This is a genomic window from Paenibacillus sp. JT31N7 (genome assembly GCF_059692095.1).
The window spans coordinates 986,608-1,003,983 of record NZ_JCAUAT010000001.1 but is presented as its reverse complement, the minus strand read 5'-3'; the positions used below and the strand labels follow the sequence as shown (position 1 = coordinate 1,003,983).

Below are 17,376 nucleotides of genomic sequence, written 5' to 3'. Positions count from 1 at the left end.
TACAATGTTAAATCGGACTATTCTGATCGGAAGACTTACTGCTGACCCTAGTCTTCGATATACGCCACAAGGTGTTGCAGTCGCTACCTTTACGTTGGCAGTTGACAGACCATTTCAAAGACAGGGGCAGGAGAAGGAAGCAGACTTCATTCCAGTTGTCACCTGGAGGCAGCTTGCAGAAAATTGCGCGAACTACCTTCGCAAAGGACGTTTAGCCGCAGCCGAAGGGCGCCTTCAAGTTCGCAGCTACGACAACAGCGAGGGCCGAAAGGTCTACGTGACTGAGGTAATCGCGGACAACGTACGGTTTCTGGAATCAGCCGGTGGAGGTCAGAACCTGGAACGCCAGGAACCAGACTACAAGCCGCAGACGGACTTAAGCGACGATGACCTGCCATTTTAGGAGGACAAGCCATGTTTGCATACCGACCTTACACGAAAGAGCAGCAGGTTAGCCGTAAGCGCGTTAAGAAGACCGCGAAGCAGAGGGGCGATATAACCCCTTCTGTGGACCGGGAAGTAAAGGAACGAGCGAATGACTGCTGTGAGTGGTGCGGAGCCCACAGAAGCCAAGTATGGGGCTTACAGCGGGCGCATCTGGTCCGGCGTTGGAAGTTAGATGAAACAACCGCGAATGACATTGCCCTGCTGTGCGGGCCAAGCGTGAACACCGGAACCTGTCACTGGAAAGTGGATTACACCAAAGCCGGCAGAGAATGGGCGGCAAGATTTCGCGAAGGGCTGATGAACAATGAACAAGAACGCTGACGCGCTGATTTGGTTCGTACGTCACTATATTCCCGGGAGGGTCGCCAAATGGCTATCGCAGATGTAAGCAGGGAACACCTGTTGAAGGCACTGATCATGATGTACTCCGCACAGATTGTGCGATCGTATGACGACAACAGCCGACGAGCCTGGGCCAAGAAAAAACAAGAATGTGAAGCAGAGTTACAACGGCTTATGGCCGGTTAGGAGGTAGTCTGATGGCTCGTCCTAAAAAGGAGGGGATGGACTACTTCCCTCACGATACAGACGCGACAAATGACAGAAAAATTGAAGCACTCAGAATGCTATACGGAAATGACGGTTACGCTTTTTACTTCATCTTACTTGAAATGATCTACCGGGAGCCCGATTTCGAGCTTGATATTTCTGACGCAGAAACTATTCAGATACTCGCCAAAAAAATCGCAGTAACGGAGGAAGAATTCAAGCAGATGCTTTCGACGGCGATAAAACGAGAGTGTTTTGACCCTGAATCTTATCACGAACGCAACGTTTTAACGTCAAATGGCATCAAAAAACGCTCTGATGTGGTCATTGAGAAGCGCGAAAGGATGCGCCAATCCTATAAGAACCGGGCACTTCCGGTTTCTGAGGCAGAAACTACCCAAGAAACCCAGGCAGAAAGTACACAAAGTAAAGTAAAGGAAAGTAAAAGTAAAGTAAAGGAAAGTAAAGTAAAAGAAAAGATAGATACTAAGATCGCCTACGCTGAATTTGTAAAACTATCTGAAGAAGAATATCAAAAACTAATCACAGATCATGGAGAAGAATTCACGAAAGAGTGCATTTCCATCCTGGACAATTATAAAGGCGCAAATGGCAAGAAATACGCCAGCGATTACAGAGCCATCTTAAACTGGGTGATTGATAAAGCCAGGGAGAGAAGAGCGAAAGCTGCTGAACCGGTTAAAATGCCAGCTGCTCCGAACAAGTCATATTCTAAATCACCTTATAGCAAAGGTAAGCCGCCGATACACGTTGTTCCAAGGTCATCGAATTCTCAGGCGCCTAGCGAAGCCGAACTTGAAATGATGCTAGAAAAAGCAAGAAAGATGGATGAAATGTTTAACACCCCTAAACCAGTAAACGGATAAGGAGAAGAATCCCATGATCAAACTAAGCAAGCTGCAAATGCAAGTATACGGAGAGATCCTGAAGGGTAAAACTCGGACGCAAATAGTGAATGATTGCTCTATTCTGGTCGGCTCAATGCACGGTGCTCTCATTTCGCTCGTCGCAAAAGGCCTTATAAGACGGAATGATGATGGTCAGACATTTGTGGTCATCGACCGACAAAAAAATCGTTTATGAGGCGAATGCGAACGTTACAGGGGCACCTGCTAAGCTGAGAGAAGGAACTATTAGTCCGGATATACACCGGGAGCTCGAAAAGAAGTACAAGACGACGCCAAGATCGCAACTGGTAAAGCAATTTAAAATCCCCAGATTTACGCTCAATCAATGGGCTATTGAAAACGGATTTAACAGCAAAGAGGAGGAGACGGCATGAAAAAGGGATACCCTGGACGATTTGCTAACGACCCTATCTCCAAGACATCGCTTTTAACGCCCGTAAATGGCCCTGTAACGTCTTATAAGCTCTCCGCTGAAGAGTTGGAACGTTACCGTAATTTAAAGCCTGAGACGGACAATCTAGGGCTTCCACTAAGACGTACCATTACTCAAAACACAAGGCACAAAGGAGCCTAAACACCCACATGGAGGGAATATAGATGAACTTTAAAGTCGGAGACAAGGTAACACACAAAAAACATAAACATTGGGGCACCGGAGAAATTGAGAGGCTATCTAAGAGTGGGCTCTCCGCATATATAGCTTGGACAAATCATCAATATGACTGGATGACATGTGCTTTCAGGAATATTTGTCGTCTTGAAAATCTCGAAAGTGCGGAGGGATAAACGATGAAGCCGGGAGATATTGTAAAGCACAAGAAGGATAAATATTTGGTTCGCGGGCTTGTTCGTGGCATCGCGAAGAGTGGCATACGGGCGCAAGTAGATTGGGAACCGAAAGACAACCCGAAGCTACTGTGGTTTATAAGCGCGTATTATCGGATTGATCTACTAGATAAGGTGGAGGAAGCCAATGTCACCACATGAAATCATGCCCGGCAAGACCTACCACAACGGAAAAACGGGGCCGCGGTCCTATAGCGAGCGAAAGGTGTTGGATATTGGTGTCGGCTGGCATAAACCATTTAGCAGACTAATGAGACCCGATGGTATCAGATATGAGCAGCTAGCCGGACCAAACAAGGGCGGCGTGTACATTTTATCGCTGAAGTCCTTTGCAAGCTGGGCTAAAGGAACCACAGATTAATCCCCCTATAGGGCATCTAAAGGACGGTGTACATCAATGGACGGTTACTTGGTAAAAGATTGCGCTAGATGTGACGGGCATGGTGTCTTATTTGAAGACGATGGAACGGAGCCTGAATGTCCTGAATGTTACGGCGAAGGCGATATGCCTGCCGACGAGCAGGTCTAAACACAGAAATACATGGGAGGACGGTGTACAAGGTGATAAAGTGCGAAGAAACAAAAAAATGGTGCAACTCTTGCTTGAATAAAGAAGGAAACTTGCTAATTAGTGTCGGCAATGATGAAAACCAAACGTCGTCAATCTCTTTGTGTCGTGACTGCCGAGCGGATCTGATAGGCAAAATCGTATGGCATGAGCGAATGAAAAAGCAAATCTAACACAGAAATACATGGGAGGAATCACAATGAGTGATGAATATTCTCGCGGTTATGCCGCTGGTCTAAGGGAATTAGATCACGGATACTCTTTCGCGGAAGTAGAACGAATCAAAGGAGAAGCAGCTCTACTGCGAGGTGCGTTGGAAGAAATCAAAAATCGAGCTGACTCAATACAGGCATACGGTATTCGCGATATCGCTCGACAAGCTCTATCTGGTACTTGCCAACCGTTTGACCGATTGGCTAAAGGAATACCGCAGGTGCGGACGGTTGACGAATGGCACGAAGATAACGGAGCTGTATTGTGGTGGGCATTCCCAATTGAAGAACCGCCGTATTGCGGCACGCCTCTTGATTCTGAATGGCCCGGCTATCACACGCACTGGACTCCACTTGTTATCCCGGAGCAGCCTTAATTTTGAAGCTTAACACAGAAATACATGGGAGGCCACACATCAACTAAGGGAGGGTTTATATGCAACCAATCTTGATAAATAAGGGAGCCGTCATTATCGACGGATTGCTCGCAGGAGTAAGTGGACGGGTTGTCGGAGCAGACGCCGAGTACAACGAAGTCAGCGTTGAAGTAGAGTCGGGGACTATTGTTACCCTTGACCGTGAACGAGTCCAGCAAGACGGTATTTAAACACAGAAATACATGGGAGGACGGTGTACACGGGATGAAGTGTGAAACCTGTAAATACTTCTGGTTCATGATGCCCTGCATGGAATCGCCTTATGGCGAAACGGCTTGCATGAAGAAGGAAACAGACCTATGGGGAATCGAGTCTGAAGAGGTGGCCGACTGTCAGGATTATGAGCGAATCGATCAGGCTTAACACAGAAATACATGGGAATCCTAAACATCAACTAAGGGAGGGTTATATGAAAAAAGGAATTTATAGAGAGAGTGGTTTTGTAGCAGAGGTAAACATCTTAGAAGATAATTCTAATGCAGACTGGGAAAAATTCAAACTTCAAGTTGTAAGAACTTTGCAGAATAGTCCGCTTTTTGGATCGCCTGTAGATGGTCATATCTTTGAAGTCTCTGCTAAAAGGCAATATAGAGGGCTTGTTGATTGGGAACTGACCATAGATTGACATCAACTAGGGGAGGAAATCCCTCCCCATATAAGTTAGTCTTCTAGTTCTTCTTCATCTACGCGATTCTCGATAATCTCTTTTGCTCTTTTGAAGATATCTTCGGAGATAATGGGCGTCGGCTGGGATGGATCGATTCTCTTGGGGACGTTAAATTCTTTGAGCAGCACCTCTACTTCGTTACTGTGAAGACCTTCGTTCGTTAAATCATAAATGAGCTTTACACCGACCGCCTCATTTGGATTTACTTTTAAGTTCCCAGCATCGTCGTAGTAGTAACCGATTGGGGCTATTGGAACCGGCGCAGGTTTATCATCTTCGATGAGCCAAACACCATGTATGAACTTGGATTTTAACTTTCCGGACTCACACATCCGTTGAACTGTACGAACACTCATATTGTGTTTAAGCGCGTAACCTTTAACAGTGGTTACCTTGTCTAACGGAGACGGATTATCAATAGTATTTTCCAACATCATCACCCTTTTTGGCGTATGTGCGTCATTAACTCAAATATATGTTACTGTCGTACATGCGTCAATAGCTAATTCGAAAAATTTAGGAGGAATAAACAGATATGAGCAGACCGATACACATCGAACATGTCAGCACAGCCATTGACCTAATGGCACAAGGGAATGAGAGGGCCAATAGCTTATTGAAAAGCATGACGGCTCATATAAAGCAGTCTGAGCAAAAGGAGGAAGGTAAATGAGCAAATACAGAGCTAAACCCACGATGGTAGACGGTATTAGGTTTGACAGTAAGGCGGAGGCGCATTACTACCTGTACCTTAAGAGCGAAAATGATAAAGGGAATGTAATATCAATCGAGCTACAGCCGGTATTTGTATTGCTAGAGGGATTTAAAAAACACGGCAAGAAATATCGTCCCATTACCTACGTAGCCGACTTCCGCGTAACCTGGAAAGACGGGACAGAAGAGATCATCGACGTAAAGGGCAAGCGGACAGAGGTATACGGCATTAAACGGAAGTGGTTTGAGCACAGGTATCCGAAACTGACAATAAAAGAAATCAAAGTGGGGTGAGTCTATGGCGATCAAGTGGAGGAAAGAAAACGTGACAATGTACATCGGAAGAGACGAGGAAACCGGTAAGGATGTCTATTATGACACCAAAAAACCGGCAGGATATGTCGAGCTGGAGGGAGAAAAGCCGGAGCCTAAGGTGAAATGCTCTCCACGAAAAGTCAAACACAATATATAGTAGTAAATCGAAGAAAATTGCAGAAAAACATACATTATGTAGTGAAAATGGCGTAATTCTGTGGTATAATATACCTATACATTTGAATATATGATCAAACATTGATAACGGAGGCATGACATGGATAAAGCAAACCTGCAGGCGGAACTGGAGAAGGTACAATCGGACTTGGCAAGCGAGAGGCAGCGCGGGGCATTGGCGGATACGGGGAAAATTTACGCACTTGAATTGCGAGAGAACGAGCTGATGGACCAGATCCAAAAGGCAGAACACGAGCAACGTGTGGAAGCGTCAGCTCAGGAAATTTCCTATCTACTGGATACGATCGATGCTGAGGGGATGAGTATGCGTGATATGTGCTTGTCAGAGAGTCACTATCAGATCCTTCGTATCGAAGTACAACGTAAATATGCTGACCAAGCTGCGCGTTTCAGCGAAGAGATCGGCGAGATACAAAAATCTCATGCGGATAAGGCTCGCGCAAGTGAAGAGCGAGAGCTTCAGCTGCAGAGGCAACTCGACTCACTGCAAAACGAACACAAGCTAACATTGGAACAACTCAACTCCGCTAAACTCGAACTGGCTGACATGCAGGCTAAACGTGACAACGCTTCTATGGCACTAGAAGAGGCTAAGAAAGAGATTGAACGGCTAAACGGACATGTAGACGATCTACGTAAGGAAATGGCTGTAGGCGCCCAAAATGCGTACAAGGTGATTGATACGGAGGAGCAGAAACGGCAGTACAAAGAAGCGCTCATGAAGATTAAAGCAGAACGTCCGAAGATTTACGGTGTGCAGCCACTGGACACGAAGCAATCCCGGTTCAAGGCGAAGTTGGTAGAGACTGACGAAAAGATCGAATTCAGCTACCTGGAGCAAGGAAAGTACAACGTCGTCGAAGATCAACAAGAGGTGCAGCGATTTCGTGAAGAGGCCAAACTTGCTAATGAAAATCGTACATTGGGTGATACCGACGCTCCAGACAAGGAGGTAACCTTTCAAATCCCCGCGCTACCAATACCAACCGTACCAACTCAAGTGGCTGAAGGAGAGCGAGGTGGAGAAGTACAAGGAGCGTCTGATCCGATCACAAGAGCGGAGCTTGAAGAAAGGCTCCAGCAGCTCGTCAACGAATACGGCCTTGTAAAAGGGCACATAGCGTGAAGATCACAGACAACGGCATAAACATCCATGTGGAGTGCGAATATGAGCAATATGACCGCGTAGAGGATGTATCCCGTGGAATCCAGTATATGGCGTGGAAAATGATGCTGGGATGCAAACTGGTCAGCGTATCGAAGCCCGAAGGCAGGTTGGAGTTTAAACTGATCAGAGTAACTTAAAACGGCCGAAGGCCAACGAATAACCCAGCGTAAGCGGGGGCCGGCTACAAAGCCTCGTTATATAACATAGCGAGGCTATCTTTTACAAGGGAGGAATTGGATGAATAAAAATAAATTAACTCGGGAAGATCTTGAGAATCTTGTTGATTCATTTTTTCCGAAATTCGATCATGAAGCTATAGATGGTTTTATAGAGTACGGCAACAACATTGAAGATGCTGTACTTATCACATCGTTTAGGGAAATGAAGAATGCAACAAGTGTAAAAACGAAACACGGATTGCTTAAGATAGAGTACAACAACTTTCTACCACCAAATACAATTTACATTGTTAATTCATCTATGATTCCTAGAAAGGATGGATGGGTATGAACCAGAATAAAGTAACAGAGATGCTCAAGAACTACCGCAGCTACCGCTATGCTATCTCTAACGGAGTAGCTTCTCACCAATCAGACGACACCACAGGCATGCCATTAGGCGGAGGATATGGAAGCAGACCTCCGGCGGGATTCGGGGGCAGAGGAACGATTCTAAGCAGTCTGATGGACTATCAACGCTATAAGCTGGCGGTGACATTGATTGATGGAGCAGTACGTGACGTACTCGATGATGAAGAGCGTAACGTGATCGAGCTCAAGTATATGGAGCGTAACACGCTGACGTTGGCATTGATTGCAGAGCGGAGAGGTCCGTGTGAAAAAACGGTGAGGAATATTCATAAGCGCGCCTTAAACAAACTGACCGTTGCCCTAAGATTCGTGGATACACCGGAGATAATCAATCTGGATGAAGTGATCGTGGTGTGATATAAAGGATTTAACTAATCGGTAAAGGGGAACTCAATTTGCAAAAGTATGCGTTATGCGCTGAATGGACGGATGATAGCCAAGGGAAAAAGGACTACGACGGTAATATCGTCAGCATCACAACGCGTTACTGGCCGGAGAACGACTATACCCCGATTGGCGGAAAGTTCGTAAAACCTCATGCGAAGAGCGAACTTTTTCTGCGTTTTGGAGAACAGGACGACCTCACCTTAGATGCGAAGGAGTTCGAAGGAGAGACGTACGATGAAGTGAAGACACAAGTGGAGGAATGGGCGCAAGAAAAGATGGATGAAATCGTCCAGTTGCTTAAAAGTCGCTATAAAGTAGATTAAATGACCGGAAATTTACCGTTTTTTTACCGCCAAATTACCGGAAGAACCTGCTATATTTATACCATGGGAAAGTTAAAAGGCATGCCAACGTACCCACGATAGGGCGCATCCACTCCGGGAGCCGGACGTAGATAGCGCTCTTTTTCGATTATGATGAGGTGGTCATATGTGGGCAACGATGGATCAATTACTCGCAAATCCCGCATATGACTTTTTAGATCCACTGTGTTTTATAGCGCTGGTCTGTATGTATGGGCTAAAGGCGATTTGGTACACGGAGGATTACTATAACGACGAAGAGGACGTGGAAGAATGAAGGTGTTTTTTGATACGGAGTTTACAGGACTCCACCAAAATACAACGTTAATCAGTATTGGGTTGATAAGCGAAGATGGAAAGACATTTTACGCTGAATTTACTGATTATGATAAAAGTCAGATCGACGAATGGTTGCAAACAAACGTCATTAATAATCTCATCGTCCACGCCGAAAGAGATCGATATTATCGCATAACCGATAATGACTCCATAATTAAGGACAATTCCAATGTAATTGCGAGCAGAATGGAAGAGTGGCTATCACAGTTTGAACAAGTGGAAATTTGGTCCGACTGCCTCTCATACGATTGGGTATTGTTTAATCAAATGTTCGGACACGCCTTTAATATTCCGAAAAACGTCTACTACATCCCTTTCGATATCTGCACACTCATGAAAGTCAAAGGTGTGAACCCTGATATCAACCGAGAAGAGTTTGCTGGAATCGAAGGCGAGAAGCACAATGCACAACATGATGCCAGAGTGATTAAAGCGTGTTACGAGAAACTCATGCAAATGTAGTTGAATACTACAACGATGATGAGGAGGGATGACAATGGCATTGACGGACAAGCAGATGAATTTCATAAACGAATACATGAAGGACATGAACGCGACAGCAGCTTACCTTCGTGCCGGATACAATTGTTCTGAAGAAGCAGCGCGTCGTGCTGCAAGCCGTTTGTTGACAAATGTTGACGTGATGTCCGAAATCGGACAAAGACAGGACAAAATGCAGAAAGACTCTGGTATGAGCGTTCAATGGGTATTGGAAAAGTACAAGCATATCATCGAGAATAATATTGATGTAGATCCAACAGTTGCTAAAGGAGCATTGGACAGTGTGGGCAAGCACTACGGCATGTTCAAGGATAAGGTGGAACACACCGGGGAAATGGTCATTAAAGTGAGTCTGCCGAAAGGGTTTGGTGACGATGCCGACGATTAATGTCGATTTAAACGAGCTTCCGAACCTGACCAATGACAAGTTCTATCCACTCTACAATAACAAGGATAGATACTTGGTGCTGATGGGTGGCGGTGGTTCGGGTAAGTCGGTGTTTACGGCTCAAAAGGTCATTGTCCGTATGCTGACGGAAAAGAAGCACCGGTTCCTGGTTCTACGTAAAGTAGCCAAGACTCTTCGTGAGTCGGTTTTCATGGAGATAAAGAACGTCATTTATCGGTGGGGATTGGAAAGTCTCTTCAAGATACCCAAAGGAACCAGTTCAGAACTGCATATCACCTGCATAAACGGCAATGAGATCCTTTTCGCCGGTCTGGATGATGTCGAGAAGCTGAAATCCATCTCGGGCATTACGAGTATTTGGATCGAGGAAGCAAGCGAGACGATGCCGGAAGACTTTAGGCAGTTGGATATTCGTCTTCGGGGCCGGACACTCAACTATAAGCAACTGATGATTACATTCAACCCGATTGATATCAATCATTGGCTCAAAAAGGAGTTTTTTGATAAACCGAAGCCCAATGCCACAACGATCCACAGTACTTACAAGGACAATAAGTTCCTAGATAACGAGGCTATTCGTGTCTTAGAGGCATTTAAAGAGACGGACCCATACTTTTATCAGGTTTACGCAATGGGCGAATGGGGTGTCCTTGGTAAGACCATATTCAACGCCCGGATAGTTTCCGAGCGAATCTCATATCTACGAACAAGGCCGCCGGTTAAACGGGGCTTTTTTGCATTTGAGCTGGATTTGGACGGCAAACCGAAAAACGACACGATCAAATGGAAAGATGACGATGACGGCAGTATCGTGCTGTTCGAGAATGTGAAAGAAAAACACCCATACGTACTCGGTGGAGATACGGCCGGAGAGGGCAGCGATTACTTCAGCGGACATGTCATCGACAACACCAACGGTAAGCAAGTGGCCCGGATCCATCAGCAGTTTGACGAGATCGATTACACGCGGCAGATATATTGCCTGGGTCGATATTACAACACGGCGCTGATCGGGCTGGAGGTCAACTTCTCGACCTATCCAACGCGTAAGTTGGAGGAATGGCACTATCCGAAGATGTATGTCCGGGAAGCTCAAGACTCCTACACGCACCGGCTCGAGAAACGATTTGGATTTCAAACGAACAAGATCACGCGTCCGCTTATCGTCTCTAACCTCGTGACCATTGTTAAAGAGTCGCCAGAGCTCATAAATGACATCTCAACGCTTGAGGAGATGCTTACCTTTGTCAAGAATCAAAACGGCCGTCCAGAGGCTCAGGAGGGCAGTAAGGATGATCTGATTATGGGGTTAGCGATTACCTACCAGATTAGGGATCAGCAGACGTACACGATCAACAATCAGGTTAAATTTGATGTCTCCAAGCTGCCGGCCGATCTGCAAGAGGATTGGAACCGGGCGAATGCGGAGCAGAAGAAGTACCTAGCACAAAAGTGGGGACTAACGAAAGGGGAATGACTACGCTGACTGATAAAGAATATCTCGTTAAATTGGCAAAAAGCCTAAGAGAGGCGGAAAGAGACGGTGCGACTGCTGATAATCCTGAAGGTACGCGAACAATTTCGCTATCGGATACACTAGCTAATGTCATTGCACAAAAGTTAGAAGAGATAGCAGAGAGGATGTGACTGTATGAAAAAGCGACTCGTGAAAAAGTGGATGAATCGGTATTTAAATCCTTTGGTTAAGACTATTCCAATACCCGACTATCCTTGGATGGAGGACGGAATTACAGTCATTAATGGTGATATTATACCGGAAGGCTGCGGATACAAGAGAGGGCGTCCTCGTAGTAACATAAAGAAAACTGCCGATGCTCTGAAAATTATCGTGCAAGAACACCCGAACGTTTGCCTATTATATGGACCTGTTGCTAATCCAAGTGGTCAAATCAAAATTAAATTAAAGACGGAATAGGTGATCACATGGACCTACTGGCTCCATTTAAGAAAGTGGTGAGTAAAGTGAAGGATGTCGTCGATAAGGTGAGCGATTCAATCGACAAAGATGCAGACGAGGCAAAGAATAGCGAACGGCTTCAGAAGTGGAAGAAGAAGTTCGATACAGCGAAAGCATCGCATAACGTGGACCTGATGGACGAACGCGAATATCTGTACCTCGGTAACCGGATGGTGGACAAGAACATCAACAGTAAAGACTTGCCCACAAAGCATGCGAATACTGTGAATAATATTATATTTGAGTTTATTGAGACGCAGGTAAATACTCAGATCCCGCAGCCGAGTGTTAAAAGTATGCGGCAAGAGTTTGCAGAACAGGCGCGCATGATTGAGGACAGCGTGACCAACACTCTCAAACGGATTGACATCGAAGACATTAACGACGCCAACGAGCGCATTACACCGGTGCAGGGGTACTCGATCATGGAACTTTCCTGGAATCCAGACATCAAACACCAGAGGTATCGCGGTGACTTGGAACTCTACTCCCGGCATCCGAAGCAGCTTATCCCTCAACCAAGGGTGTACCGGCTGCAGAAGATGGATTACTTCTTTGTTCTCTCCACTGTCACAGCCGATTACGTCGAGCGCCGATATGGAAAGGACATGGATCGGGAGCAAGAGCAATACACGGAGAATACGAGTCTTGCGGGTACTACATCAGTGAGTAATAACAGGTCGTCTCTCAATGGTGATGGCACACTAACCGAAATCGTGTGCTGGTACAAGGACGAGGACGGCGACATTGGTAAGTTTGTTTGGATCAACGATACCGTATTAGAGGACCTGCCAAAGTACTTCTACCGGCGTGTGAGACGTTGCCAAGAGTGTGGACAGATATCGTATGAGGATGTATGTGAGAACACGATCGATGTAGATGGTATCGAAATGGAGTGTGGTTCTAAGCGCTTTAAAACGCATGTTGAGGACAAGGAAGTTTTATACGAGGATAAAGTAATTGGAGATGGCACAACGGTTCCTGCGGGCACTGAGGTGCCTTATTTTATTCCCCCAGTTTACCCTGCTGCAATAAGGCGTAATGTGCCGCGTAACTTTGATTTTGGTGGACAAAGTGATATTGATGTGATCCGTGATCAACAGGATGCTATCAAAAAAGTTGTCACGAAGATGGAAGAAAAGGTTCTGCAATCCGGATCTATTATCAAGGTGCCTGAGGAACTGAACGTAAATATCACAAATGTGACGTATCAGATAATTAAAGGAACTATACCCCAACTGGGAGCTATTGGGTCCGAAGATTTGCAGGCAGATATAGGTCAAGAAATAGCATACGCAAAAATGCTTTACGAAAATGCCCAGTCAATGCTAGGCATAACTAACTCCTTCCAGGGCAAAGAAGACAACAGTGCAAAGAGCGGTATAGCCAAGCAGATACAGGTTCAACAAGCCAGCGGCCGGCTACAGTCAAAGCAGTACAACAAAAACGCATCCTTCAGAGAGTTGTTTGAACTGATGTTTTACTTCAAGTTGGCCTTCTATGACGAGCCAAGACCGTATCTCGCTAAGGATATTGACGGCAACGATGCTTATAAGGATTTCGACAAGTACAAGTTCCTCATGCGCGACGACAATGGGGAGCTTTACTACAATACTGACTTCCTATTCTCTGCTGACGTAGGATCCGGACTGCCGAAAGACCCGATCTTTATGTATAACCAGATCAAAGAAATGCTTGGTATGGGTGCGATTGATAAGCTGCAGTACTGGACGATCCTCGAGTCGCTTAACTTCCCAATGGCTAAGCAGATCAAGTCGCAGATCGAGGAGCAGATGCAACAAGAGGCAATGATGCAGCAGGGGATGATGCAAGGTGCTCCGCCTGCACCACAATCACCTGAGCAGTTGCTTGCTAGTCTGAGTCCGGAGCAGTTGGAACAATTACAATCACTGCCGCCAGAAGAACAACAGGCGATCATGCAGCAAGCTATGGGAGGTGCGGCATGAGTGGAAACGTGAAAAGGATATACCCGGAATCCAAAACAGGCGTTATAAACTGGATCGAGCAGAACTTCCATGAGATCGACGAATTCATCTGCATGTTCCAGATGAAAGACGGTACATGCACTTTTGTATATGATACTTACACGTATCGTGGCGCACTAGGGACACTAGAGATGGCAAAAGAGAGCCTATCTGATCTGGCCAGAAATGATGAATTTATTCCTAAAGAGAGGTGATTACAATGCCTCTTCGTAATGGTGATGACTCGCTTAACGACAACATGGCTTATATCTTCAAGGAGAGCGACAAAAAGCCGCGTAAGAAGAAACCCAAGGCTGAAAAAACTGAAAAGAAAGAATGACAGGGCATTCCACCGCCGCGTGGGTGCCCTTTTCCTTTGATCAGTTTACCTGAAAGGTGGTGAGACACATGAGCAACAGTAAGAGCGGCTACAAGGTATCTAACGCATCGAGCGCATATGTAAAAGCACCACAAGCATCCGCAACAGGCAAGAAGCCGACCGTACGCAAAGGGGGCGACCTGCGCACCAAAGGAAGCAAGTAACAACCTCTATATCTCGCTTGGGGACAGCGCAAAAATCCCCTCTAAGGAGGACTTATGCCACCAGAATTTGAAACAAGCGCAGAAACGATGGAGGTCGCTGAACCATCGATCGAAACAGCGGATGGCGCTGATTATGTAGATACAGAAGTTGAGGACTTCGACGCGGAAATGGAAACAGAGGAGCCAGAGCAAGATGGTGATGATACTGAACCGGTACCCGAACGAGACTTCGAGAAAGACCGCGCTTTTGCTGAACTAAGGCGTGCAAAAGAAGATGCCGAGCGCAGATTGAAAGAAAGTGACGCCTGGGTCTCTCAGCAATTCGGAGAATCACACGGATTACATACCTGGGATGACTATCAGAAGGCATTGGCCGAAGAAAAAAGACGGCAGGAATACAGCGAACAAGGTCTTGATTACGATGTGGTCAAGAAAGCTGTCAAGGAAGAATTGGACAGCCATCCAGAGGTGCTGAGAGCCAAGCAAGCCAACATGCGTGCAGCTATTGATGCAGAGGTTTCAGAGTTCAACAAAGCATATCCGGAGTATAAGTTTTCTTTCAACAATGAGCAGGACATTCTTAACCTGCCAAACGGTGAAGTGATCGCAAGGAAGATTGCGAGTGGTTATTCCCTGCTCGATGCGTTCGAAACGACGAACCGAGATACCATCCTTGAAAAGCGCACCAAAGCCGCACAACAGGCCACTAGGAACAACATCAACAGTAAGCAGCACATCAAGCCTTCTGGTGGTTCTGGTGGCGATATTGATGCGCTGAGTGTGCCTGATGACGTGATGGCGAATTACCGCAGGATGTTTGCGAAAGATCTTAAGACCGGAAAGATGAAAGAGTCCGATTTTATTAATCACTATAAGAAAAGTAGGAATTAAGGAGGCAGAACTATGGGATTCATTCCTGTTAAATCATTAGACGGAGCAAGTGATCCGTTTGAATATTTGCTTATGACTGACAATGAGGGCGTTGTAATTGGTGAGGCTCTAGTGCAGACAAACGGGCGTCTGACTAAAGCGGGTGCAACGGTCACTCCTGAGTTTATCGCAATGCGTACGCAGGCTGCCGAGGCGACAAGCACCAAGGCGATTCCGGTGATTCGAGTGGATGAAATGCGGGAATTTGAGGTCCCCTCTACTGCACCAGTCGCTCAAACCTTGGCGGGATCGAAAGTAACACTTCATACGGATGCTCTTCGAGTCACCCCGACTACAACGAGTGGTGTCTTTTTAATTAGCGCAACAGATGGAGCAACACCAAATTCAAAAGTACGCGGGTATTTCCGTCGATAGGAGGCTAAATATATGGCAGGTGTAGTAATTTCAAAAGCAAGTGGTGTCAATGATTCAGTGTTTGGAAAATCGCAAGAGCCTCTAAAGCTATATGTTGAGCAACAGATCGAGGCATTTGAACAACATTCGATTATCTCAAATGTATTTTATGAAGACGAAACAAGTAATTACGCCGAAAAATACAGCTACGAAACATCGCTTGGAGACTTTGAGGCAGTTGGAGAAGGTGCTGCATATCCAAGAAGCACCTTCCAAGAAGGATTCAGCAAATCAATCGAACCTGAAGAGTGGAAAAACTCTTTTGAAATCACTCAACAGATGGTTGAGGACGGTAAAATCGGTAAAATGCAACAACGCGCCGGACAATTCACACTTGCTTATAACCGTGGTCGTGAAAAGTTTGCTGCAGGTATCCTGAATAACGGTTCCTCAGCGACTATGGCATTCGGAACGAATGGTAAAATCTTCGATATTACTGCTGCTGATAAAAAACCGTTATTTGCGATTGATCATCCATCTGCAACAGGAAACTATGGAACTCAATCCAACTATTTCGGTCTTCCGTTTTCCTACGATGCCCTGGCTCTCGTCGAAGAAGCTATGCAAAACTTCCGTGATGATGATGGCAATCTACTTAACATGATGCCTGATACGATCATTATTCCGAATAAAGCCCGTATTAAGAAGCTTGTATTTGATGCTGTAGGTGCAGACGGCATTCCCAACACAGGAAATAACTCATTCTCTTACCAGTATGACCGTTGGAATATCATCATCAGCCCTTATCTCAACAATACTACGGGTATCACGGGTGGAACAGATAGTTGGTATGTGATGGACAGCACTTTTAATCAGAATTATTCCGGTTTAGTTTGGTTGGAGCGCTTGCCACTTACTGTGAAATCTTACGTTGATAACAACACGGATAACAACGTTTGGGCTGGACGCGCTCGTTTCGGAGCAGCTCCAAACAACTGGAGACCAATTGTAAAAGTAGATCCAGGCCTTGGTACAATTCTGACCTAAGAGAGGTGAAACGATGGGCTACACGGGTTTAGACATCGACGGAAATATTACGTTGCGGACTGAGACTCTCGGCGGCGTGACGCTTGCCGGTGGAGACGTGACGTTATCTTCAGATCAAGCAAAACTTGGGCGTATTGAAGTGGCTACCGGGCACGCGACGAACGTTGTTATCGTGCCGAAGACGCCGGGCAAGGCGTACATTGTGAAGAACAACGACGGCGCCCTGGTGGCAAGTATCAAAGTAGCCGGAGGCACAGCCGTCTCTGTGGCGTCCGGAAAGACGGCAATCGTACAAGTGAATGGTGCAGGAACACAAGTTGAGCGTGTAACACCGGATGCGTAATCAGTCATAGGAGGGCATAATTGCTCTCCTTTTTTATTTTCAATAAGGGGGAGAGTTTATGTACTCATTAGATCAATTAAAAGGAAGTTTGACCACTCCAGAGCGTGTAATGCTGTGGGAGATTTTACAGATTCAAAACCGAATTTTGAACCACCTGGAAGCAACGAACAAACATAACGAAGAACAGAATCGAGAGGAATCTCGTCCACATAAATCTGAGGAAACGAAGCGTCCGGAAGTAATCAAGCGCAAAAGAAGAGGTGCTGTCTAATGTCCAGTTATTCCGTATCCAAACATACCGCAATTACCGTAGGAAGCTCGAACACGGCCGTTAATACCATCAGTTCCGTGCGCAGGTACCTATTGTTAATCAATGACAGCGATGAAGTGATCTACCTCAATTTCGGAGGTCCAGCTGCACTAAACACGGGTGTCAGGCTTAACCCTAATGGCGGTAGCTTTGAAATGACGTCCACACAAGGCAACGTCTATCAAGGCGCGATCAATGCAATCAGTTCGTCCGGCAACAAAGTATTGCTCGTTACTGAAGGAGTATGA

The 17,376-nt window shown here is 45.9% G+C and carries 32 protein-coding genes; 31 read left to right on the top strand and 1 reads right to left on the bottom strand.

Annotated features, from left to right (window positions below; all coding sequences use genetic code 11):
* The first annotated feature begins 4 nt into the window (after positions 1 to 4).
* The 10 genes from ssb (at position 5) to AC58P5_RS04330 (ending at position 4,613) form a co-directional block, all read left to right on the top strand.
* On the top strand, positions 5 to 403 hold the full coding sequence (ssb, locus tag AC58P5_RS04375; RefSeq protein WP_497384813.1) for a single-stranded DNA-binding protein: 399 nt from the start codon (positions 5 to 7) through the stop codon (positions 401 to 403).
* Positions 404 to 414: 11 nt separating this feature from the next.
* On the top strand, positions 415 to 768 hold the full coding sequence (locus AC58P5_RS04370) for a hypothetical protein (RefSeq protein ID WP_497384812.1): 354 nt from the start codon (positions 415 to 417) through the stop codon (positions 766 to 768).
* A 48-nt stretch (positions 769 to 816) separates the two neighbouring features.
* Entirely contained in the window at positions 817 to 975 is a 159-nt protein-coding gene (locus tag AC58P5_RS04365) for a hypothetical protein (RefSeq protein ID WP_497384811.1), read from the top strand.
* Positions 976 to 986: 11 nt separating this feature from the next.
* Positions 987 to 1,883: a DUF4373 domain-containing protein gene (locus AC58P5_RS04360; RefSeq protein ID WP_497384810.1), complete on the top strand. Its 897-nt coding sequence runs from the start codon at positions 987 to 989 to the stop codon at positions 1,881 to 1,883.
* A 13-nt stretch (positions 1,884 to 1,896) separates the two neighbouring features.
* Positions 1,897 to 2,100: a hypothetical protein gene (locus tag AC58P5_RS04355; protein ID WP_497384809.1), complete on the top strand. Its 204-nt coding sequence runs from the start codon at positions 1,897 to 1,899 to the stop codon at positions 2,098 to 2,100.
* A 614-nt stretch (positions 2,101 to 2,714) separates the two neighbouring features.
* Positions 2,715 to 2,912, top strand: coding sequence for a hypothetical protein (locus AC58P5_RS04350; RefSeq protein WP_497384808.1), 198 nt, complete (start codon positions 2,715 to 2,717; stop codon positions 2,910 to 2,912).
* Positions 2,899 to 3,132 carry a hypothetical protein gene (locus AC58P5_RS04345; protein WP_497384807.1) on the top strand — a complete coding sequence of 78 codons (234 nt, stop codon included), beginning with the start codon at positions 2,899 to 2,901 and terminating at the stop codon, positions 3,130 to 3,132. The genes AC58P5_RS04350 and AC58P5_RS04345 overlap by 14 nt, the downstream gene beginning before the upstream one ends.
* A gap of 406 nt (positions 3,133 to 3,538) precedes the next feature.
* Positions 3,539 to 3,928, top strand: a complete 390-nt coding sequence (locus AC58P5_RS04340) for a hypothetical protein (RefSeq protein WP_497384806.1) — start codon at positions 3,539 to 3,541, stop codon at positions 3,926 to 3,928.
* A gap of 59 nt (positions 3,929 to 3,987) precedes the next feature.
* On the top strand, positions 3,988 to 4,158 hold the full coding sequence (locus tag AC58P5_RS04335; RefSeq protein WP_497384805.1) for a hypothetical protein: 171 nt from the start codon (positions 3,988 to 3,990) through the stop codon (positions 4,156 to 4,158).
* 239 nt (positions 4,159 to 4,397) lie between these two features.
* Positions 4,398 to 4,613, top strand: coding sequence for a hypothetical protein (locus tag AC58P5_RS04330; protein WP_497384804.1), 216 nt, complete (start codon positions 4,398 to 4,400; stop codon positions 4,611 to 4,613).
* Positions 4,614 to 4,648: 35 nt separating this feature from the next.
* Here the strand turns inward: AC58P5_RS04330 and AC58P5_RS04325 are convergent, their stop codons facing one another.
* Positions 4,649 to 5,092 carry a hypothetical protein gene (locus AC58P5_RS04325; RefSeq protein WP_497384802.1) on the bottom strand — a complete coding sequence of 148 codons (444 nt, stop codon included), beginning with the start codon at positions 5,090 to 5,092 and terminating at the stop codon, positions 4,649 to 4,651.
* A 232-nt stretch (positions 5,093 to 5,324) separates the two neighbouring features.
* On the opposite strand from AC58P5_RS04325, the gene AC58P5_RS04320 reads away from it, so the two are divergent.
* The 21 genes from AC58P5_RS04320 (at position 5,325) to AC58P5_RS04220 (ending at position 17,376) form a co-directional block, all read left to right on the top strand.
* Complete coding sequence (locus AC58P5_RS04320; protein WP_497384800.1) at positions 5,325 to 5,663, top strand: DUF1064 domain-containing protein; 339 nt, start codon at positions 5,325 to 5,327, stop codon at positions 5,661 to 5,663.
* Between the two features lie 4 nt (positions 5,664 to 5,667).
* Positions 5,668 to 5,841: a hypothetical protein gene (locus AC58P5_RS04315; protein ID WP_497384799.1), complete on the top strand. Its 174-nt coding sequence runs from the start codon at positions 5,668 to 5,670 to the stop codon at positions 5,839 to 5,841.
* Between the two features lie 120 nt (positions 5,842 to 5,961).
* Positions 5,962 to 7,008: a hypothetical protein gene (locus AC58P5_RS04310; protein WP_497384798.1), complete on the top strand. Its 1,047-nt coding sequence runs from the start codon at positions 5,962 to 5,964 to the stop codon at positions 7,006 to 7,008.
* Positions 7,005 to 7,187: a hypothetical protein gene (locus AC58P5_RS04305; RefSeq protein ID WP_497384796.1), complete on the top strand. Its 183-nt coding sequence runs from the start codon at positions 7,005 to 7,007 to the stop codon at positions 7,185 to 7,187. Before AC58P5_RS04310 ends, AC58P5_RS04305 begins: the two co-directional genes overlap by 4 nt.
* A 100-nt stretch (positions 7,188 to 7,287) precedes the next feature.
* Positions 7,288 to 7,560, top strand: coding sequence for a hypothetical protein (locus tag AC58P5_RS04300; protein ID WP_497384795.1), 273 nt, complete (start codon positions 7,288 to 7,290; stop codon positions 7,558 to 7,560).
* Positions 7,557 to 7,997 carry a sigma factor-like helix-turn-helix DNA-binding protein gene (locus AC58P5_RS04295; protein WP_497384793.1) on the top strand — a complete coding sequence of 147 codons (441 nt, stop codon included), beginning with the start codon at positions 7,557 to 7,559 and terminating at the stop codon, positions 7,995 to 7,997. Before AC58P5_RS04300 ends, AC58P5_RS04295 begins: the two co-directional genes overlap by 4 nt.
* A 38-nt stretch (positions 7,998 to 8,035) precedes the next feature.
* Positions 8,036 to 8,350, top strand: a complete 315-nt coding sequence (locus tag AC58P5_RS04290) for a hypothetical protein (RefSeq protein WP_497384791.1) — start codon at positions 8,036 to 8,038, stop codon at positions 8,348 to 8,350.
* Positions 8,351 to 8,662: 312 nt separating this feature from the next.
* Positions 8,663 to 9,190, top strand: coding sequence for a 3'-5' exoribonuclease domain-containing protein (locus tag AC58P5_RS04285; protein WP_497384790.1), 528 nt, complete (start codon positions 8,663 to 8,665; stop codon positions 9,188 to 9,190).
* Positions 9,191 to 9,224: 34 nt separating this feature from the next.
* Positions 9,225 to 9,617, top strand: coding sequence for a terminase small subunit (locus AC58P5_RS04280; protein WP_497384789.1), 393 nt, complete (start codon positions 9,225 to 9,227; stop codon positions 9,615 to 9,617).
* Positions 9,604 to 11,115, top strand: a complete 1,512-nt coding sequence (locus tag AC58P5_RS04275) for a PBSX family phage terminase large subunit (protein ID WP_497384788.1) — start codon at positions 9,604 to 9,606, stop codon at positions 11,113 to 11,115. Before AC58P5_RS04280 ends, AC58P5_RS04275 begins: the two co-directional genes overlap by 14 nt.
* Positions 11,112 to 11,285 (top strand): hypothetical protein, encoded by a 174-nt coding sequence (locus AC58P5_RS04270; RefSeq protein ID WP_497384787.1) that lies wholly within the window; start codon positions 11,112 to 11,114, stop codon positions 11,283 to 11,285. The genes AC58P5_RS04275 and AC58P5_RS04270 overlap by 4 nt, the downstream gene beginning before the upstream one ends.
* A 4-nt stretch (positions 11,286 to 11,289) precedes the next feature.
* Complete coding sequence (locus AC58P5_RS04265) at positions 11,290 to 11,574, top strand: hypothetical protein (protein ID WP_497384786.1); 285 nt, start codon at positions 11,290 to 11,292, stop codon at positions 11,572 to 11,574.
* Positions 11,575 to 11,582: 8 nt separating this feature from the next.
* Complete coding sequence (locus tag AC58P5_RS04260; protein ID WP_497384785.1) at positions 11,583 to 13,583, top strand: hypothetical protein; 2,001 nt, start codon at positions 11,583 to 11,585, stop codon at positions 13,581 to 13,583.
* Entirely contained in the window at positions 13,580 to 13,816 is a 237-nt protein-coding gene (locus AC58P5_RS04255; protein ID WP_497384784.1) for a hypothetical protein, read from the top strand. The genes AC58P5_RS04260 and AC58P5_RS04255 overlap by 4 nt, the downstream gene beginning before the upstream one ends.
* Positions 13,817 to 14,009: 193 nt before the next feature.
* Positions 14,010 to 14,144, top strand: coding sequence for a hypothetical protein (locus AC58P5_RS04250; protein WP_497384783.1), 135 nt, complete (start codon positions 14,010 to 14,012; stop codon positions 14,142 to 14,144).
* A gap of 54 nt (positions 14,145 to 14,198) precedes the next feature.
* Positions 14,199 to 15,035 carry a hypothetical protein gene (locus AC58P5_RS04245; protein ID WP_497384782.1) on the top strand — a complete coding sequence of 279 codons (837 nt, stop codon included), beginning with the start codon at positions 14,199 to 14,201 and terminating at the stop codon, positions 15,033 to 15,035.
* Positions 15,036 to 15,047: 12 nt separating this feature from the next.
* A complete protein-coding gene (locus AC58P5_RS04240) occupies positions 15,048 to 15,449 on the top strand; it encodes a hypothetical protein (protein ID WP_497384780.1) in 402 nt (133 codons plus the stop codon).
* A gap of 12 nt (positions 15,450 to 15,461) precedes the next feature.
* Positions 15,462 to 16,475, top strand: coding sequence for a phage major capsid protein (locus AC58P5_RS04235; RefSeq protein ID WP_497384778.1), 1,014 nt, complete (start codon positions 15,462 to 15,464; stop codon positions 16,473 to 16,475).
* Between the two features lie 52 nt (positions 16,476 to 16,527).
* Positions 16,528 to 16,818 (top strand): hypothetical protein, encoded by a 291-nt coding sequence (locus tag AC58P5_RS04230; RefSeq protein ID WP_497384777.1) that lies wholly within the window; start codon positions 16,528 to 16,530, stop codon positions 16,816 to 16,818.
* 58 nt (positions 16,819 to 16,876) lie between these two features.
* The gene (locus AC58P5_RS04225) at positions 16,877 to 17,089 is read left to right on the top strand and encodes a hypothetical protein (protein ID WP_497384776.1); all 213 of its coding nucleotides are present in this window, start codon (positions 16,877 to 16,879) and stop codon (positions 17,087 to 17,089) included.
* Entirely contained in the window at positions 17,089 to 17,376 is a 288-nt protein-coding gene (locus tag AC58P5_RS04220) for a hypothetical protein (protein WP_497384774.1), read from the top strand. Before AC58P5_RS04225 ends, AC58P5_RS04220 begins: the two co-directional genes overlap by 1 nt.

What these genes read in the sequence shown, in the direction of transcription:
- ssb (WP_497384813.1), top strand. Translation starts at nt 5, where the DNA reads ATGTTAAATCGGACTATTCTGATCGGAAGACTTACTGCTGACCCTAGT.
- AC58P5_RS04370 (WP_497384812.1), top strand. Translation starts at nt 415, where the DNA reads ATGTTTGCATACCGACCTTACACGAAAGAGCAGCAGGTTAGCCGTAAG.
- AC58P5_RS04365 (WP_497384811.1), top strand. Translation starts at nt 817, where the DNA reads ATGGCTATCGCAGATGTAAGCAGGGAACACCTGTTGAAGGCACTGATC.
- AC58P5_RS04360 (WP_497384810.1), top strand. Translation starts at nt 987, where the DNA reads ATGGCTCGTCCTAAAAAGGAGGGGATGGACTACTTCCCTCACGATACA.
- AC58P5_RS04355 (WP_497384809.1), top strand. Translation starts at nt 1,897, where the DNA reads ATGATCAAACTAAGCAAGCTGCAAATGCAAGTATACGGAGAGATCCTG.
- AC58P5_RS04350 (WP_497384808.1), top strand. Translation starts at nt 2,715, where the DNA reads ATGAAGCCGGGAGATATTGTAAAGCACAAGAAGGATAAATATTTGGTT.
- AC58P5_RS04345 (WP_497384807.1), top strand. Translation starts at nt 2,899, where the DNA reads ATGTCACCACATGAAATCATGCCCGGCAAGACCTACCACAACGGAAAA.
- AC58P5_RS04340 (WP_497384806.1), top strand. Translation starts at nt 3,539, where the DNA reads ATGAGTGATGAATATTCTCGCGGTTATGCCGCTGGTCTAAGGGAATTA.
- AC58P5_RS04335 (WP_497384805.1), top strand. Translation starts at nt 3,988, where the DNA reads ATGCAACCAATCTTGATAAATAAGGGAGCCGTCATTATCGACGGATTG.
- AC58P5_RS04330 (WP_497384804.1), top strand. Translation starts at nt 4,398, where the DNA reads ATGAAAAAAGGAATTTATAGAGAGAGTGGTTTTGTAGCAGAGGTAAAC.
- AC58P5_RS04325 (WP_497384802.1), bottom strand. Translation starts at nt 5,092, where the DNA reads ATGATGTTGGAAAATACTATTGATAATCCGTCTCCGTTAGACAAGGTA.
- AC58P5_RS04320 (WP_497384800.1), top strand. Translation starts at nt 5,325, where the DNA reads ATGAGCAAATACAGAGCTAAACCCACGATGGTAGACGGTATTAGGTTT.
- AC58P5_RS04315 (WP_497384799.1), top strand. Translation starts at nt 5,668, where the DNA reads ATGGCGATCAAGTGGAGGAAAGAAAACGTGACAATGTACATCGGAAGA.
- AC58P5_RS04310 (WP_497384798.1), top strand. Translation starts at nt 5,962, where the DNA reads ATGGATAAAGCAAACCTGCAGGCGGAACTGGAGAAGGTACAATCGGAC.
- AC58P5_RS04300 (WP_497384795.1), top strand. Translation starts at nt 7,288, where the DNA reads ATGAATAAAAATAAATTAACTCGGGAAGATCTTGAGAATCTTGTTGAT.
- AC58P5_RS04295 (WP_497384793.1), top strand. Translation starts at nt 7,557, where the DNA reads ATGAACCAGAATAAAGTAACAGAGATGCTCAAGAACTACCGCAGCTAC.
- AC58P5_RS04285 (WP_497384790.1), top strand. Translation starts at nt 8,663, where the DNA reads ATGAAGGTGTTTTTTGATACGGAGTTTACAGGACTCCACCAAAATACA.
- AC58P5_RS04280 (WP_497384789.1), top strand. Translation starts at nt 9,225, where the DNA reads ATGGCATTGACGGACAAGCAGATGAATTTCATAAACGAATACATGAAG.
- AC58P5_RS04275 (WP_497384788.1), top strand. Translation starts at nt 9,604, where the DNA reads ATGCCGACGATTAATGTCGATTTAAACGAGCTTCCGAACCTGACCAAT.
- AC58P5_RS04270 (WP_497384787.1), top strand. Translation starts at nt 11,112, where the DNA reads ATGACTACGCTGACTGATAAAGAATATCTCGTTAAATTGGCAAAAAGC.
- AC58P5_RS04265 (WP_497384786.1), top strand. Translation starts at nt 11,290, where the DNA reads ATGAAAAAGCGACTCGTGAAAAAGTGGATGAATCGGTATTTAAATCCT.
- AC58P5_RS04260 (WP_497384785.1), top strand. Translation starts at nt 11,583, where the DNA reads ATGGACCTACTGGCTCCATTTAAGAAAGTGGTGAGTAAAGTGAAGGAT.
- AC58P5_RS04255 (WP_497384784.1), top strand. Translation starts at nt 13,580, where the DNA reads ATGAGTGGAAACGTGAAAAGGATATACCCGGAATCCAAAACAGGCGTT.
- AC58P5_RS04250 (WP_497384783.1), top strand. Translation starts at nt 14,010, where the DNA reads ATGAGCAACAGTAAGAGCGGCTACAAGGTATCTAACGCATCGAGCGCA.
- AC58P5_RS04245 (WP_497384782.1), top strand. Translation starts at nt 14,199, where the DNA reads ATGCCACCAGAATTTGAAACAAGCGCAGAAACGATGGAGGTCGCTGAA.
- AC58P5_RS04240 (WP_497384780.1), top strand. Translation starts at nt 15,048, where the DNA reads ATGGGATTCATTCCTGTTAAATCATTAGACGGAGCAAGTGATCCGTTT.
- AC58P5_RS04235 (WP_497384778.1), top strand. Translation starts at nt 15,462, where the DNA reads ATGGCAGGTGTAGTAATTTCAAAAGCAAGTGGTGTCAATGATTCAGTG.
- AC58P5_RS04225 (WP_497384776.1), top strand. Translation starts at nt 16,877, where the DNA reads ATGTACTCATTAGATCAATTAAAAGGAAGTTTGACCACTCCAGAGCGT.
- AC58P5_RS04220 (WP_497384774.1), top strand. Translation starts at nt 17,089, where the DNA reads ATGTCCAGTTATTCCGTATCCAAACATACCGCAATTACCGTAGGAAGC.